16 protein-coding genes are annotated in these 15126 nt (G+C 72.1%); 10 read left to right on the forward strand and 6 right to left on the reverse strand.

What is annotated here, in order from left to right:
* Positions 1-34: 34 nt before the first annotated feature.
* From ACK4UM_RS05915 to ACK4UM_RS05950, 8 genes are all read left to right on the forward strand, one after another.
* Complete coding sequence (locus tag ACK4UM_RS05915) at positions 35-370, forward strand: PepSY domain-containing protein (protein WP_409796807.1); 336 nt, start codon at positions 35-37, stop codon at positions 368-370.
* Between the two features lie 18 nt (positions 371-388).
* Positions 389-1048 carry a response regulator transcription factor gene (locus ACK4UM_RS05920; protein ID WP_409796809.1) on the forward strand — a complete coding sequence of 220 codons (660 nt, stop codon included), beginning with the start codon at positions 389-391 and terminating at the stop codon, positions 1046-1048.
* Complete coding sequence (locus tag ACK4UM_RS05925; RefSeq protein ID WP_409796811.1) at positions 1045-2490, forward strand: ATP-binding protein; 1446 nt, start codon at positions 1045-1047, stop codon at positions 2488-2490. Before ACK4UM_RS05920 ends, ACK4UM_RS05925 begins: the two co-directional genes overlap by 4 nt.
* 116 nt (positions 2491-2606) lie before the next feature.
* Positions 2607-2861: a DUF6460 domain-containing protein gene (locus ACK4UM_RS05930; protein WP_409796813.1), complete on the forward strand. Its 255-nt coding sequence runs from the start codon at positions 2607-2609 to the stop codon at positions 2859-2861.
* A 5-nt stretch (positions 2862-2866) separates the two neighbouring features.
* On the forward strand, positions 2867-4237 hold the full coding sequence (locus tag ACK4UM_RS05935; RefSeq protein ID WP_409796894.1) for an MATE family efflux transporter: 1371 nt from the start codon (positions 2867-2869) through the stop codon (positions 4235-4237).
* Between the two features lie 223 nt (positions 4238-4460).
* The gene (locus tag ACK4UM_RS05940) at positions 4461-4817 is read left to right on the forward strand and encodes a hypothetical protein (RefSeq protein ID WP_409796815.1); all 357 of its coding nucleotides are present in this window, start codon (positions 4461-4463) and stop codon (positions 4815-4817) included.
* Between the two features lie 154 nt (positions 4818-4971).
* Entirely contained in the window at positions 4972-5166 is a 195-nt protein-coding gene (locus tag ACK4UM_RS05945) for a hypothetical protein (RefSeq protein WP_409796817.1), read from the forward strand.
* A gap of 185 nt (positions 5167-5351) precedes the next feature.
* Positions 5352-6044, forward strand: coding sequence for a L,D-transpeptidase (locus ACK4UM_RS05950; protein ID WP_409796819.1), 693 nt, complete (start codon positions 5352-5354; stop codon positions 6042-6044).
* Positions 6045-6511: 467 nt separating this feature from the next.
* On the opposite strand, the gene ppsA is transcribed toward ACK4UM_RS05950, so the two are convergent.
* A complete protein-coding gene (gene ppsA / locus ACK4UM_RS05955) occupies positions 6512-8908 on the reverse strand; it encodes a phosphoenolpyruvate synthase (protein ID WP_409796820.1) in 2397 nt (798 codons plus the stop codon).
* Positions 8909-9121: 213 nt separating this feature from the next.
* Between ppsA and ACK4UM_RS05960 the strand changes: the two genes are divergently transcribed.
* Positions 9122-9760: a hypothetical protein gene (locus ACK4UM_RS05960; RefSeq protein WP_409796822.1), complete on the forward strand. Its 639-nt coding sequence runs from the start codon at positions 9122-9124 to the stop codon at positions 9758-9760.
* Positions 9761-10012: 252 nt separating this feature from the next.
* On the opposite strand, the gene ACK4UM_RS05965 is transcribed toward ACK4UM_RS05960, so the two are convergent.
* The 3 genes from ACK4UM_RS05965 to ACK4UM_RS05975 all read right to left on the reverse strand — a co-directional run bounded on the left by ACK4UM_RS05965 (position 10013) and on the right by ACK4UM_RS05975 (position 12081).
* Positions 10013-10927 (reverse strand): pseudouridine-5'-phosphate glycosidase, encoded by a 915-nt coding sequence (locus ACK4UM_RS05965; protein WP_409796823.1) that lies wholly within the window; start codon positions 10925-10927, stop codon positions 10013-10015.
* Positions 10920-11831 (reverse strand): PfkB family carbohydrate kinase, encoded by a 912-nt coding sequence (locus tag ACK4UM_RS05970; protein WP_409796825.1) that lies wholly within the window; start codon positions 11829-11831, stop codon positions 10920-10922. The genes ACK4UM_RS05965 and ACK4UM_RS05970 overlap by 8 nt, the downstream gene beginning before the upstream one ends.
* 73 nt (positions 11832-11904) lie before the next feature.
* Complete coding sequence (locus ACK4UM_RS05975; protein ID WP_409796827.1) at positions 11905-12081, reverse strand: hypothetical protein; 177 nt, start codon at positions 12079-12081, stop codon at positions 11905-11907.
* Positions 12082-12261: 180 nt separating this feature from the next.
* Between ACK4UM_RS05975 and ACK4UM_RS05980 the strand changes: the two genes are divergently transcribed.
* A complete protein-coding gene (locus ACK4UM_RS05980; RefSeq protein WP_409796829.1) occupies positions 12262-13230 on the forward strand; it encodes a DUF2865 domain-containing protein in 969 nt (322 codons plus the stop codon).
* 241 nt (positions 13231-13471) lie between these two features.
* On the opposite strand, the gene ACK4UM_RS05985 is transcribed toward ACK4UM_RS05980, so the two are convergent.
* Positions 13472-14725 carry an MFS transporter gene (locus ACK4UM_RS05985; RefSeq protein WP_409796831.1) on the reverse strand — a complete coding sequence of 418 codons (1254 nt, stop codon included), beginning with the start codon at positions 14723-14725 and terminating at the stop codon, positions 13472-13474.
* Positions 14726-14737: 12 nt separating this feature from the next.
* Positions 14738-15126 (reverse strand): AIR synthase-related protein (locus ACK4UM_RS05990; RefSeq protein ID WP_409796833.1); only part of this gene is annotated, 389 nt, incomplete at its 5' end.

Genomic DNA, 15126 nt, shown 5'->3' on the forward strand with positions numbered 1-15126 from the left:
CCGCCATTCATTGCGCATTCAGTCGATCTGCGGCATGAACGGCCTCATGGCACGCCATCTCGCCCTTCTCCCCGCGCTCGCGATTCTCGCGCTTCTCTCGGGCCTCCCGCTCGGGTCCGCGAGCGCGGTCGCGCAGGCCTGCCTGTCGCCGGGGGAGACGCGGGAGGTGGTGGCCTCGGGCGCGGTGGTGCCGGCGCACGCCGCGATGCGCGCGGCGGAGGCGGCCGTGCCCGGCGGCCAGGCGACGCAGGTCGATCTCTGCGGCGCGCCGGGCTCCTACGTCTACCGGATCGCGGCGCTGACCCGCGACGGGAGCTTCGTGACCGTCGTGGTCGACGCGCGCTCGGGACAGGTGGTCTCCGCGCGCTGAACGGGGGAGGGGATCAACGTGCGCCTGCTCGTCGTCGAGGACGATGCCTCGCTCAACCGCCAGATCGTCGCCGCGCTCGAGGATTCCGGCTACGTCGTCGACAAGGCCTTCGACGGCGAGGAGGGCCAGTTCCTCGGCGAGACCGAGCCCTACGATTGCGTGATCCTCGATCTCGGCCTGCCGAAGACCGACGGGGTCTCCGTGCTCTCCGCCTGGCGCCGGGCCGGGCGCGTGATGCCCGTCCTCATCCTCACCGCGCGCGACCGCTGGAGCGACAAGGTGCAGGGCTTCGACGCGGGCGCGGACGACTACGTGACGAAGCCCTTCCACGTCGAGGAGCTGATGGCGCGGGTGCGCGCGCTCCTGCGCCGGGCGGCGGGCCACGCCAGCGCCGAGATCGCGGTCGGACCCGTGACGCTCGACACGCGCTCGGGCCGCGTCCTCGTCGAGGGCGTGCCGGTGAAGCTGACGAGCCACGAATACCGGCTTCTCGCCTATCTCATCCACCACAAGGGCCGCATCGTCTCGCGCGCCGAGCTCACAGAGCATCTCTACGACCAGGATTTCGATCGCGATTCGAACACGATCGAGGTCTTCGTCGGGCGGCTGCGCAAGAAGCTCGGCGTGGACGTCATCAAGACCATGCGCGGCCTCGGCTATCTGATCGAGGCGCCGTGAGCGGCGAGGCGAAGCCGGCCCCGGCTCCGGCCCCGCCGCGCGAGGCGCCGCGCGAGGCTGCGTCCGAGGCGCCGCCGCGGGCGCGCGGGCCGCTCGCCTCCCGCTCGATCGCGGTGCGGCTCGCCGCCTCGGCTCTGTTCTGGTCCTTCCTGATCCTCCTCGTCGCCGGCGCCACCCTCGTCGCGCTCTATCGCGATTCGACCGAGCGCGGCTTCGACCAGCGCCTCCTCGTCCACGCGACGACGCTCGGCAGCCAGGTCGCGACCGGGCGCACCACGCTCGCGGGGGGCGATCCGCTCTTCGAATTGCCGTTCTCCGGCTGGTACTGGCAGATCGGGACGCCCGAGGCCGCATTGCGCGACCTCGTCACCTCGCGCTCCCTCGTCGGAGCCGCGCTGCCCTGGCTCGCGGGACCGGGTGCGGAGCCCGGCGAGGTGCGCACCGGCTATGTCGAAGGGCCCGACGGCACGCGCCTGCGCGCGCTCGAGCGCGGCTTCACCGCCGAGGGCGAGCGCTTCGCCGTGCTCGTCGCGGCCCCCGCCGACGAGATCGCCGACGACACGCGCCGCTTCACCATCGCGCTCGCGATCACCTTCGCCGCGCTCGGCCTGGCGCTGGGGCTCTCGACCCTCCTGCAGATCCGCTTCGGCCTGCGTCCGCTCGCCCGCCTGCGCGCCGGCGTCGTCGCGATCCGCCGCGGCGAGGCGGACCGGATCGCGGGCGACTATCCCCACGACGTCGCGCCGCTCGCGGGCGAGATCAACCTCCTGATCGGCTCGAACCGCGACATCCTCGAGCGGGCGCGCACCCAGGTCGGCAATCTCGCGCACGCGCTCAAGACGCCGCTCTCCGTCGTCATGAACGAGGCGCGCTCCCATCCCGGCCCCCTCGCCGACACCGTGCGCGCCGAGGCCGAGACGATGAGCCGGCAGATCACCTATTATCTCGACCGCGCGCGCGCGGCCGCGCAGGTCGGCACGCTCGGCACCATGACCGAGATCGAGCCCGTCGCCGCCTCGCTGATGCGCGCCTTCGCCAAGATCCATGCCGGGCGCGGCCTCGATCTCGCGCTCGAGGTGCCCGACGAGCTGCGCTTCCGCGGCGAGAAGCAGGATCTCGAGGAGATGCTCGGCAACCTCCTCGACAACGCGGCCAAATGGGCGACGGGCTGCGTGCGCGTCACGGCGCAGGCGGCGGGCGACGCCGAGCGCCCGCGCGTCCTGATCCGCGTCGAGGACGACGGGCCGGGCGTCCCCGCCGAGCAGCGCGCGGCGATGATCGAGCGCGGCCGCCGCCTCGACGAGACGAAGCCCGGCTCCGGCCTCGGCCTCTCGATCGTCGCCGATCTCGCCGCCCTCTATCGCGGCACCCTCGTCCTCGGCGACAGCCCGCTCGGCGGCCTCTCCGCGACGCTCGACCTGCCGGGCGACGGGGGCCGCTGAGGGCGACGTGCGCGCTTGCCATCCGGGCGCGTGCTTGCCATGAACGGAGCCACAGCGCCGGCCGCTTTCGCGCGATTCTCCCGCGGATGCACGGCGGCGCCGCGAAGGAGCCCCGCATGTCGCGGATCTTGGGCGGCTCGCCGGCCGCGACGATCGTCAAGCTCGTATTCCTCTCGCTCCTCGTGGGCGCCTTCATGTCGCTGCTCGGGCTCACCCCCGAGACGCTGATCGCGCGCGCGGTGGCGCTCGCGCAGGGCCTCTGGGACGCGGGCTTCGACGCCGTGCACACGCTCCTGCGCTGGCTCCTCTACGGCGCGGTGCTGGTGGTGCCGCTCTGGCTCCTGTCGCGGCTGTTCGGGGCGCGCCGTTGAGCGCGGTGGCGCCCGCCGCGACGCCGCCGGAGGTCTCCCACCGCCGCATGTTCGCGATCGCGGTGCCGATGATGCTCTCGCACATCACGGTGCCGCTGCTCGGCCTCGTCGACGCGACCGTGATCGGGCGCCTGGGAGACGCGGCGCTGCTCGGCGCGGTGGCGCTCGGCGCCGTCGTGTTCAACACGATCTTCTGGACCTTCGGTGCTTTGCGCATGGGCACCGCCGGGATCACCGCGCAGGCGGTGGGCGCGCGGGACGCGAAGGCCGTGTCCGAGACGCTCGCGCGCGCGCTCCTCGTCGGCACCGCGATCGGCCTCGTCCTCGTCGTCCTGCAGGGGCCGATCGCCTGGGCGGCCTTCGCGGCGCTCGGCGCCTCCGACGCCGTGAACGCGGCGCTCGCCGAATATTTCGCGATCCGCATCTGGGTCGCGCCGGTGACGCTCGCCAATTACGCGCTTCTCGGGACGCTGACGGGACGGGGGCGGACCGATCTCGGCTTTCTCGTCCAGGTCGTGCAGAACGTCCTGAACATCGCGCTCACGATCGCCTTCGTCGTCGGTCTCGAGATGGGCGTGGGCGGGGCCGCGCTCGGCACCGCGCTCGCGGAGGTTGTCGGGCTCGGGCTCGGCCTCGCGGTGGTGCTGCGGCTCGGCGACAACCCGTTCAGGGTCTCGCGCGCGGCGCTCCTCGACCGGCCGGCGCTCGCGCGGATGACGGCCGTGAACGGCGACATCATGCTGCGGACCGTGGCGCTCGGGGCGGCCTTCCTCCTCTTCAACGCCATGGGCGCGCGGGTGGGGGACGAGACGCTCGCGGCCAATGCCGTCCTCCTCAACATGTTCCTGCTCGGCGGCTATTTCCTCGACGGCTTCGCCACCGCCGCCGAGGCGATCTGCGGTCAGGCCTACGGCGCGCGGCGGGCGCGGGACTTCCGCCGGGCGGCGGGCCTCGCGATCCTGTGGGCGCACGTCTTCGGAGCGGGCATCAGCCTCGCCTTCCTCGTCGGCGGCACGGCCTTCGTCGACTTCGTCTCGACCGATCCGGGGGTGCGCGAGACCGCGCGCCTCTACATCGTCTTCGCGGCGCTCACCCCGCTCGCGGGCGCGCTCGCCTTCGCCCATGACGGGATCTATATCGGCGCGACCTGGACGCGGGCTCTGCGCAACCTGATGCTCGCCGCCTTCGCCGCCTATCTCGTCGTCCTCCTCGCCGCGCAGGGGCTCGGCAATACGGGGCTGTGGATCGCCTTTCTGGTCTTCCTCCTCGCCCGCGGCATCGGCCAGCAGATCGCCTTCCCCGCGCTGGCGAGGCGCCACATTCCGCTCGACGAAGCCGAGGCGGTTCCCGCGAACGGCGTCGCCGAGCGGAAATGAAATTCATTCGCATACTTCGGAATACGAAATAGAATTTGAGTGTCCCAGCGCCTCTGCCCGGGCGCGCCTCTCGTTTTTGCGGGTGCGATTAACCTAGTTCGTTACCGCGATCCCGGCGAACTGCTAGAAGCGTCTGCGATGCATCTGTCGGCGATCGCGCCAGATCGTCCGGCGGAGGAGAAGCGCAACCGATTCGACAAGAGCATCGAGGGGTTCTACCTCCATGACAGATCTCGCTGCCGCACCGACGCGGGCCCGTTCGTGCGCCCTCGCCGCAGACGAGGCGCGCGCGCCCGGCGTGCGAGGGCACCGGCCCGGCCCGCTTCTGGCGATGCTGGAGGAGACCCTGCGCAATCTCGACGCGGAGCACCGCGCGCGCCTCGACCAGGCCCGGCTCTCCGCGCGCGATCCCGCGCTCGGGGCGGGCATCGCGGCACGCCTCGCGCGCCGCCACGCCGAGCGCCGCGCGCCCTATCTCGACGCGATCGGCCGCCTGAGCGCGGCTTCGGGCGAGGCCCGCGGCGGAGAGAAATCTCCCACCGTGCGGCGCGAATTCGACAGACCCTTTTCTTGCCGGTGACGGCATGCGCGACGATTCTGGCCGGGACGACCGGGGGAGAGTCCATGCCCGCGACATACGTACCGATCCGGATGCCGTGCCGGCGACGCCGCGGCGGCCCGGAGATTGCTTCGAGCGTCCGGTGCACGGGGAGCCGGGGGACGGGTCGGAGGCCATGACGCAGAGCTACGTCATCGAGGTGGGCGACGAATCCGCGGGGCTCGTCGTCGCCGAGCGCGGCGGATACCGCTTCTTCGCGAGCCGCGACCGCTTCGCGCGGCTCGAGGGCCGCGTCTTCGCCACCCCGCAGGCCGCCGAGCGGGCGGCCAATGACGAGGCGCGGCGCAAGAAGGCGGTGGCGCGCGGTTGAGCAGGGTGCCCGCTGAGGTGGCGCGGATTCGGCCGCCGCCGCTGTTGCGCCGCAGCAACAAGCGCACGGATGCTCACGCAGCCGGGAACGCGCGCCCCCGTCCGGTCATATTCACGTGAGGTGGCTGTCCGGAAGCGGCCTGGGCCGTTATCCGTTCAAAGCCCGATTGCGTGGAGATTTTCCAAGTGAGCTTCCCCGAGACCCTGACGCGCCGTGCCGTTCTCGTCGGCGCGGGCCTTCTTCTCGGCGCCTGCACCCCGGTCGCCCGCCGGGCGGCCGAGGCGCCGTCGCTCGCCCCGCCCATTCCGGCGGACATTCTCGAGATGTATGCCGCGCTGCCCGGCGAGGAATTCCCGCTGCCGGCGATCGACCCCTCGATCGTCGAGCCGCAATTCTGGCGGCGGGTGGTGAGCGATCCGACCGGCGAGCCCGAGGGCACGATCACGGTCGATACGGACGACCGCTTCCTCTACCTGTCGCTCGAGGGCGGGCGGGCGGTGCGCTACGGCATCGGCGTCGGCCAGGAGGGCCTCGCCTTCACCGGCACGGCCATCGTCGCGCGCAAGGCGGCCTGGCCGCGCTGGACGCCGACCCAGAACATGATCCGCCGCGATCCCGAGCGCAACGCGCCCTGGGCCGGCGGCATGCCCGGCGGCCTGGAGAATCCGCTCGGCGCCCGCGCGCTCTACCTCTATCGCAACGGCCGCGACACGCTCTACCGCCTGCACGGCACGAACGAGCCCTGGTCGATCGGTCAGGCGGTCTCCTCGGGCTGCATTCGGCTCCTCAACCAGGACATCATCGACCTCTACCGCCGCACCCCCATCGGCACGCGCGTCGTGGTGCGCGAGCATCGGGGGAGGGGGCTCGTCGGGTAAGGGGCGGGGAATTCCTCCCGAAGGAATCCCTCCCCGTAGGGGAGGGTGGCCCCTGAGCGGAGCGAAGGGGTCGGGTGGGGCCCGAGGTTTGAGGATGATCTCCACCCGGGCCCCACCCGGCCTTTCTCGGCTCACGCCTCGCAAGTCCACCCTCCCCTACGGGGAGGGATGGGCGCTCGACCTTCCTCCCCGTAGGGGAGGGTGGCCCCTGAGCGGAGCGACGGGGTCGGGTGGGGCCCGTGGTTCGGAGGATATTCTCGACCCGGGCCCCACCCGGCCTTTCTCGGCTTCGCCTCGCAAGTCCACCCTCCCCTACGGGGAGGGATGGGCGCTCGACATCCCTCCCCGGGGGGAGGGTGGCCCCTGAGCGGAGCGAAGGGGTTGGGTGTGCCCCGAGGGTTGAAGGATATTCTCGACCCGGGCCCCACCCGGCCTTTCTCGGCTGCGCCTCGCAAGTCCACCCTCCCCTACGGGGAGGGATGCTCGGCCTCCGCGGCCGCGACTTCCTTCTTCACGCGCACGAAGGTGTCCGGCGTCACCGAGATCGAGTCGATTCCCTCCTGCACGAGGAAGCGCGCGAAATCCGGGTGGTCGCTCGGGGCCTGGCCGCAAATGCCGGTATGGGTGCCGCTCTCGCGGGCCTTGGCGATGAGGTCGGCGATGGTGAGCTTCACCGCCTCGTGGCGCTCGTCGAAGATCTTCGAGAGCCGGTCCGAATCGCGGTCGACGCCGAGCATCAGCTGGGTCAGGTCGTTCGAGCCGATCGAGAAGCCGTCGAAGCGCTCGGCGAAGCGGTGGGCGAGGCGGACGTTCGAGGGCAGCTCCGCCATCACGTAGACTTCGAGCCCGTTCTCGCCGCGGACGAGACCGTGACGGGCCATCTCGGCGAGGACGGCGTCGGCCTCCTCGGGCGTGCGGCAGAAGGGGATCATCATGACGACGTTCGTCATGCCGATCTCCTCGCGCGCCCGCTTCACCGCCCGGCATTCGAGCGCGAAGCCCTCGCGATAATCGGGGTGGTAATAGCGGCTCGCGCCGCGCCAGCCGAGCATCGGGTTCTCTTCCGCGGGCTCGAAGCCCCGCCCGCCGAGGAGCTCGGCATATTCGTTCGTCTTGAAGTCGCTCATGCGCAGGACGACGGGATTGGGGAAATGCGGCGCGGCGATGCGGGCGATGCCGCGCGCGAGGGTGTCGACGAAGAACTCCTCCCGGCTCGGAAAGCCCCGCGTCAGCGCCTCGATCTGCGCGCGCGCCTTCTCGTCGGCCACCGCGTCGAAGCGCACGAGCGCCATCGGGTGCACCTTGATGTGGTTCGAGATGACGAACTCCATCCGGGCGAGCCCGACCCCGTCCGTCGGAAGCCGCCACCAGCGCAGAGCCGCGGCGGGATCGGCGAGGTTGACCATGATCTTGGTGCGCGTCGCCGGCAGGTCGGCGAGGTCGAGCTCCTCGACCGAGAACTCGGCGATGCCCTCGTAGACGTGCCCCTCGTCGCCCTCCGCGCAGGAGACCGTGACGGCGGCGCCAGAGGCGAGCCGCTTCGTCGCGTCCTGCGTGCCGACGATGGCCGGCAGGCCGAGCTCGCGCGAGACGATCGCGGCATGGCTCGTGCGCCCGCCGTGATCGGTGACGATGGCGGCGGCCTTCTTCATGATCGGCACCCAATCCGGGTCCGTCATGGTGGTGACGAGGACCGAGCCGGGCTCGAACTTCGCGATGTCCTCCGCGCTCTCGAGCAGACAGACCTTGCCGGTCGCGATCGCGTCGCCGATGGCGAGACCGGTGAGGACGCGCGCGCCATGCGCGCCGAGCGCGTAGGATTTCAGCGCGCCGGCCTCGCGGCGGGATTGAACGGTCTCGGGGCGGGCCTGGACGATGAAGAGCTCGCCCGTCTCCCCGTCCTTGGCCCATTCCATGTCCATGGGCTGGCCGTAGTGCTTCTCGATGATCGCCGCCCAGCGCCCGAGCGTCAGCACCTCCTCGTCGGCGAGCGTGAAGGCGGCGCGCTCCGCCTCGCTCGTCTCGATCGTCACCGTCGGCGCGCCGTCGGTGCCGGCGCGTGCGAGCACCATCTTCACCGCCTTGGCGCCGCGCGCCTTCTCGATGATGGGCACGAGGCCCTCGCGGTCGAGGAAGGGCTTGTAGACCTGGTATTCGTCGGGCTCGACGATGCCCTGCACCACGGTTTCGCCCAGCCCGTAGGCGCTCGTGATGAGGACGACGTCGGGGTAGCCGGTCTCGGTGTCGATCGAGAACATGACGCCGGACGCGGCGATGTCGGAGCGGACCATGCGCTGGACGCCGACCGAGAGCGCGACCTGGAGGTGATCGAAGCCGTGCACCTCCCGGTAGGAGATCGCGCGGTCGGTGAACAGCGAGGCGTAGCAGCGGCGCACCGCCTCCATCAAAGCCTCGTCGCCCTCGATGTTGAGGAAGGTCTCGAGCTGACCCGCAAAGCTCGCCTCGGGCAGGTCCTCGGCGGTGGCGGAGGAGCGCACGGCGACCTTGATCGGGTGGCCCCCGCGCGAGAGATCGGCGTAGAAGCGGCGGATCTCGTCGGCGAGCACGGCGGGGACCTCGCCGCTCAGAATGGCCTCGCGCACGCGCCGGCCGACCTGCGCGAGATTGCTCTGGTCCTCGGCGAGCGAGCCGATGGCGGCGCGGATCTCGCCGTCGAGATCGTTCTCGCGGATGTAGAGCCAATAGGCGGTGGAGGTCGTCGCGAAGCCGCCCGGCACGCGGATCCCGGCTTGCGCGAGGCGGCCGATCATCTCGCCGAGCGAGGAATTCTTGCCGCCGACCCGGGCGCCGTCGCCGCGGGTGAGATGCGCGAGATCGACGACGAGCGCGTCCTTGTCTGCCATGAGAGCCTCCTGTTTTCCTCCGCACGCCGACGATTTTCGCCGCGCCGGCCGGTCGTTCCCGGCGCGCGGCAGGATATCGGCGCCCGCGCGCCTGTAACCTCCGGCACGATCCGGAGCGGGGGATTGCGGAGGGAGCGATGAGATCGCGGACGGCGCCTTGCTCTCATGGATCTCAGAGCCTATCTTCGAGTGGAACGAACGAGGAGGCGCACCATGACCGCCGGGCACGACGGGGCGTTCACGATCCGCAGGCTGGGACCCGACGAGGCTCGCGCGAAGGATCTCTCGCCCGGTCACACGCTCGTGGTGACGAGCGAGAGCGCCGAGGACCTAGCCTTCGCGCAGCGCGTGATGCAGACGCTCGGCTCGCGCGTGGTTCGCGCGCGCGCGGCGCGGCAGGCCGAGCGGATCGAGAAGCTCGTCGACGCGCTGATCGACGAGCCCGTCTCCGCCCTCGATGAGGCACTCGCCCTCGACAATGTGGCGCTGCGCGTGCGCTATCTCGAGACCGTGCCGACCTACGGCGCCGCGGACGTCCATGCGCTCGCCGCGAGCCGGGCGGCGAACCGAAGCGCACTCGCGTCGGGCTGGAAGAAGGAAGGGAGGGTCTTCGCGGTCCCTCACCGGGGCGTCGATCGCTTCCCGGCCTTCCAGTTCGCGCACGGGCAGCCGAAGGCCGTCATCCGCGAGATCCTGAGCGCGCTGCCGCAGGGAATGACCCCGTGGCAGATCGCGTTCTGGTTCGCCTCGGGCAATGGCTGGCTCGGTGGCGCGGCCCCGCAGGAGCGCCTCGACGATCCCGCCGCGGTCGTGGCCGCCGCCGAGCGCATGCGAGAGCCGACGGTCGGATGAGCGGCGTCGTGCCGACGCCGCCCGCTGCGCTGCGCGAGCCGAATACGACCGTTCTTCGCGCGGGCAGCACGTTCCATCGTGTTCATCTCACGGAATTCGGCGGTGCCGCGTTCAACCCCTGCAGAGGTCGCCCGACGCGCTTCGCGCCGATTCGTGTCGACGCGTCTTGGCCATAGCGACCCGTCTTTCATCGCAGACGTCCGCGCGGCCGGATCCCGTGCCGACACGTGATCACGTCCTGACACTGCCGCTTCACCCCAACGCCACCGCGATCTCCCCCGCGAGCCGGGCGTTGTTCTCCACGAGCGCCACGTTCGTCTCCAGGCTGCGGCCTTCGGTCAGGGCGAGGAGGCGGGAGAGGAGGGCGGGGGTGACGTCCTTGGCCGCGACGCCCGCCGCGCGCGTCTGTGCGATCGCCGCCTCGATATGGGCCTCGATCTCGGCGCGGGGGATCTCGGCGGGCTCCGGCACGGGGTTCGCGACGAGGACGCCGCCGTCGAGCGCGAGCCGCTCCTTCGCCCGGATCAGCGCCGCGATCGCGCGCGGATCGTCGAGCCGCAGGGGCGCCGGCAGGCCGCTGTCGCGGCTCCAGAAGGCGGGGAAGGCGTCGGTGCGATAGCCGACGACGGGCACGCCGCGGGTCTCGAGCGCCTCGAGCGTGCGCGGCAGATCGAGGATCGCCTTGGCGCCCGCGCAGACGACGCAGACCGGCGTGCGCGCGAGCTCCTCCAAATCCGCCGAGACGTCCATCGTCTCCTCCACCCCGCGATGCACCCCGCCGATGCCGCCGGTCGCGAAGACGCGGATGCCGGCGCGGGCGGCGCAGATCATGGTTGCGGCGACCGTCGTCGCGCCGTCCGCCCCGGTCGCCACCGCGAAGGGGAGATCGGCGCGGCTGAGCTTGAGGATCTTCGGCTTCGCGGCGAGGGCGGCGAGCGCCTCGGGGGAGATCCCGACATGGATGCGCCCGGCGATCACCGCGATCGTGGCGGGCGTCGCGCCGGCCGCGCGCACGATCGCCTCGACGCGCGCGGCGGTCTCGAGGTTGCGCGGGTGGGGCATGCCGTGGGTGACGATGGTCGATTCGAGCGCCACGATCGGCCGACCGGCCTCGCGGGCGGCGGCGACCTCGTCGGAGAGGACGAGATCGGGCGAGAGTTCAGGCATGGTCGATCTCCTCGACGAGAGCGGGGGTGAGGTCGGCGCGCACGGCGCCGGGCCGCGCGATGGCGAGGCGCGCGAGGCGCTGGCCGGTGCGGAGCGCGTCCGCGAGCGGCGCGCCCGCCGCGAGGCGGTGGAGCGTGCCGGCGATGAGCGCGTCGCCGGCGCCCGTCACGTCGACGACGTCCGCGGCCGGTGCGGGCAGGCGGCGGTGCGGCGCGTCGCGCTCGGCGAGGACGAGGCCGTCGGCCCCGAGCGTCACCACCGCCGCCGCGGCGCCGCGCTCCACGAGCGCGCCCGCGAGCGCCTCCGGCTCCCGCGCCGCGCCCACGATCGCCTCCGCCTCGTCGCGCGCGCAGAAGAGGACGCTCGTCCCCGACAGATCGCGCGGGAGGCGGGCGGATTTGGCGACGGAGACGGCGTCGAGCGCGAGCGGGACGCCGCCGACGCGGGCGTGGGCGATCAGCGCGGCGACGGCGTCCGCCGCGAGGTTGCACTCGCCGAAGACGAGACCGGCGCTCTCGACGAGGGCGGCATGTCCCTCGACGAAGGCGCGATCGAGGCGGGCGAAGAGCTCCATGGCGGCGAGCCCCATCGCGAGGCCGCCGTCGGGCTCCAGGACGCAGACATATTCGGCGGTTCGCGCGTCCTGGACGCGGGCGACGGCCGAGACGTCGATGCCGACGGCGCGCGCATGGGCGAGGAGCGCCGCGCCGGATTCGTCCTCGCCCACGAGCGACACGAGGGCGACGCCGTCGCCCATCCGCGCGAGGCTCTCGGCGACGTTGCGCGCGACCCCGCCGAAGGCGAGCGAGGCCCGTGCCGGGTTCGAGGTGCCGGCGCGTGCGGGCGCGTCGAGGCGGTAGGCGCGGTCGAGAACCGCGCCGCCGATGCAGACGATCCGCGTCACGGGCGGCTCGGGCGCGGGCGGCTCGGGCGCGGGCCTGGCACCGCGTCGCGCGGGCGCGATGCCGCGGTCGCGATCAGGAGCGCCCGCCGTACCAGCTCGGGCCGACGAGGTTGTGGCCGGGATCGCCGACGCGCGCACCCTCGGTGGCGAAGGACGTGGCGGCGGTCGACTGCCAGCTCGTCTCGAGTAGATAGGCGGCGCCGAACGCGGCGATGGTCGCGACGGCGATCGCGGCGATGAAGGCCTTCATGGGGGTGTCCTCCCGAGTGTTTCCGGAGACGATCTATGCCCGCAGACACGTGTCCTTTCAAGCGCTTGATGCGGTGTCGCAGCTGCGACGGAGGGAGGGGGGCGTCGGGAACTCCGATCCGCGATTTGCACTTGACAAGCCCAAGTACAGGGGAGTGCGGGCCTCGAGCGAGAGAGCCCAATGCACCACAAGAACGACAGCGACCGCGCTCTCGCGCGGCAGCGCGCGGATTCGGCCGCGCGCACGAAATTGCGGTCCCACCGCCCGCGGCGCGCCTTCGTGGCGGCGCGTGCGGCGGGGCTCGTCCTGATCTCCGCCCTCCTGGCCGTGCCGGCCTCGGGCGTCGTCGCGCCGAGCGTCGTCTCGGCGATGGGCGCGCTCGACTTCTTCCGGCAGGAGGCCCATCGGGAGGCGCGACGCCCGGACCCCGCTCCGGGCGGCGGCGGGCTGTTGCAGCGTCTCTTCGAGCCGCAGCCGGCGCCGCGCCAGGCCGCGCCCGCCCCGCAGGCGCAGCCGCGCCAGGAGCGCGCGGCGCCGCGCGCCCCGACCGCGCAGGCCTCGCTCGGTCAGCGCACGATCTGCGTGCGCCTGTGCGACGGCTACGCCTTTCCGATCGGCGATCTCGAGCGCGTGCGCGATCTCGCGCTGCACGATCTCGCCTGCAACGCGAGCTGCCCCGGCGCCCCCACCAAGGTCTTCACGCTCGAGCCCGGCGCGGAGGATTTCGAGAACGCCCGCGCGGAGGACGGGACGCGCTATGCCGATCTGCCGGTCGCCTACGCCTATCGCAACGCCATCGACGGCGCCTGCTCGTGCCAGGGTCCCAACCGGCGGGTCGCCGATCGCCTCGACATCCGCAAGGACATGACGCTACGGCGCGGCGACATCGTGGTGACGCAGGACGGGCCGATCGTCTATCAGGGCCGCGACGGCGACCCGCGCGATCTCTCCGACTTCGCCGCCTTCGACGATGCCCGTATGCCGCGCTCCCTGCGGGCGATGGCCGATGCCCGCCTCGGGGTGAGCCACAACCGCGCGCTCGCGGAAGAGCACGAGCGGCGGATGGCGGAGATCGCGGCGACGACGCCGGCCGCGACCGCGTCGATCGCGGGCCCGGTCGAGGGCGAGACCGTTCTCGCCGCGCAATGAGCGCGGCGGGTCTCCTTGGGTTTTCGAATGCTCCAAGGTCGTCATCCCGGGCCGCGAAGCGGACCCGGGACCCATACGCGCGACGACCCGTCCGAGCGCGCATGCCGCGCTCGCTGCGCCACCGTGAAGAGCCGATTGTCGGAGAAACGCAGCCTACAGGCTGCGACTGGAACGTCGTGGATATGGGTCCCGGATCGCCTTCGGCGTCCGGGATGACACAGCGGGGCAAGGATCCGAACGATCAGGCCGCCGCCGCCCGCTTTGCGCGCGCTTGCAGCGCGACGAGGAGGAGGGCGATCGCGACGGGGGGGAAGACGAGCCAATTGACCGTCTCCCACCCGCCGAGATCGAGGAGCTTGCCGGAGGAGAAGGAGGCGATCGCGACCGAGCCGAACACGAGGAAGTCGTTCGCCGCCTGGACCTTGGCGCGCTCCGCTCCGGTGTGGCAGTCCGTCACCATGGCGGTCGCGCCGATGAAGCCGAAATTCCAGCCGATCCCCAAGAGGATCAGCCCGCTCCAGAAATGCGCCACCGTCAGGCCCGAGAGCCCGATCGCGGCGGAGATCGCGATCATCACGAGGCCGATCGCCGTGATCGTCTCCTTGCCGAAGCGCTCGATGAGGCGGCCCGTGAAGAAGCTCGGCGCGAACATCGCGAGGATGTGCCAGGAGATGCCGAGCGCGGCGGTCTCGACGGGCAGCCCGCAGCCGACCATCGCGATCGGCGCCGCCGTCATCAGGAAGCTCATCAGACCGTAGGACACGATCCCTGCGCAGACCGCCACGAGGAAGCGCGGCCGCAGGAGGATCTCGGAGAGCGGACGCCCCGGATCGGCCGGCGCGCTGCCGGCCGGGCGCGGCGGCGGGGCAGGGGGCACGCGCAGGAAGGCGACGACGAGGATCGACAGGAGCGCGAGCCCGCTCTGCGCGAGGAAGGCGCCCGCGAATTCCGCGCCGGGGATCGCTTCGCGCGTGAAGATGACGGTCTGCGGACCGATGATGCCGGCGACGAGCCCGCCCGCCATGACGTAGGAGATCGCCCGCGGCTTGAAGGCCGGGCTCGCGCTGTCGGCCGCCGCGAAGCGGTAGGACTGGACGAAGGCGCCGTAGAAGCCGGCGACGAAGGTGCCGATGCAGAAGAGGACGAAAGCCTCGCGGAAGATGCCCATCGCGGCCGTGATCCCGGCGACGACGCCGATCGTGGCGCCGATCACGTAGCCGGTGCGCCGGCCGAAGCGGCGCATCAGGAGCGCGGCGGGGATGGTGCCGAGCGCGAGACCGAGATTGAGCAGGCTCACCGGCAGCGTGGCGAGCGCCGGGTTCTCCGCGAGCGAGAGGCCGACGATGCCGCCGAGCGAGATCACGATCGCGGGATTGGCGCCGCCGAGCGATTGCGCGCCGGCGAGCACGAGGGCGTTGCGGCGCGCGAGCGCGTCGTCGTGTCCGGCCGGCGCGTCGGCGGGTGCGCCGAGCGGGGCGGTGGCGGTCTTCGTCATCGGCACTCGCATTCAAAAATGACGATAGGAACCGCTGGCATAGCGCTTCTCGACGCCCGCGTCACGAAACACGGGCAGGGCGTCGCCCTCGACCATCCGCCCGATCACCGCTGCCGGGACCCTCGCCTGCGCGCAGGAATCGAGGAAGGACGCGACCGATTCGTCGGGGACGGCGCAGAGGATTTCGTAATCGTCTCCGCCGGTTATGCAGCGGTCGAGGAGGTCGGGGTCGCGCGCGATGGCAGCCCGCGCCGCCGCCGAGAGGGGCAGGAGCGCCAAATCCACTTCCGCGCTCGTGCCGCTCTCGCGACACATCTTCGCGAGGTCGCCCGCGAGCCCGTCGGAGACGTCCATCGCCGCGGGGGGGGGGGCGCGGCCCCCCCCCCCCGCGGGCGCCACGG

This window comes from Salinarimonas sp., from assembly GCF_046292825.1.
GTDB lineage: Bacteria > Pseudomonadota > Alphaproteobacteria > Rhizobiales > Beijerinckiaceae > Salinarimonas.

What these genes read in the sequence shown, in the direction of transcription:
- ppsA (WP_409796820.1), bottom strand. Translation starts at nt 8,908, where the DNA reads ATGGCAGACAAGGACGCGCTCGTCGTCGATCTCGCGCATCTCACCCGC.
- ACK4UM_RS05940 (WP_409796815.1), top strand. Translation starts at nt 4,461, where the DNA reads ATGACAGATCTCGCTGCCGCACCGACGCGGGCCCGTTCGTGCGCCCTC.
- ACK4UM_RS05915 (WP_409796807.1), top strand. Translation starts at nt 35, where the DNA reads ATGAACGGCCTCATGGCACGCCATCTCGCCCTTCTCCCCGCGCTCGCG.
- ACK4UM_RS05965 (WP_409796823.1), bottom strand. Translation starts at nt 10,927, where the DNA reads ATGCCTGAACTCTCGCCCGATCTCGTCCTCTCCGACGAGGTCGCCGCC.
- ACK4UM_RS05980 (WP_409796829.1), top strand. Translation starts at nt 12,262, where the DNA reads ATGCACCACAAGAACGACAGCGACCGCGCTCTCGCGCGGCAGCGCGCG.
- ACK4UM_RS05975 (WP_409796827.1), bottom strand. Translation starts at nt 12,081, where the DNA reads ATGAAGGCCTTCATCGCCGCGATCGCCGTCGCGACCATCGCCGCGTTC.
- ACK4UM_RS05985 (WP_409796831.1), bottom strand. Translation starts at nt 14,725, where the DNA reads ATGACGAAGACCGCCACCGCCCCGCTCGGCGCACCCGCCGACGCGCCG.
- ACK4UM_RS05960 (WP_409796822.1), top strand. Translation starts at nt 9,122, where the DNA reads ATGACCGCCGGGCACGACGGGGCGTTCACGATCCGCAGGCTGGGACCC.
- ACK4UM_RS05930 (WP_409796813.1), top strand. Translation starts at nt 2,607, where the DNA reads ATGTCGCGGATCTTGGGCGGCTCGCCGGCCGCGACGATCGTCAAGCTC.
- ACK4UM_RS05945 (WP_409796817.1), top strand. Translation starts at nt 4,972, where the DNA reads ATGACGCAGAGCTACGTCATCGAGGTGGGCGACGAATCCGCGGGGCTC.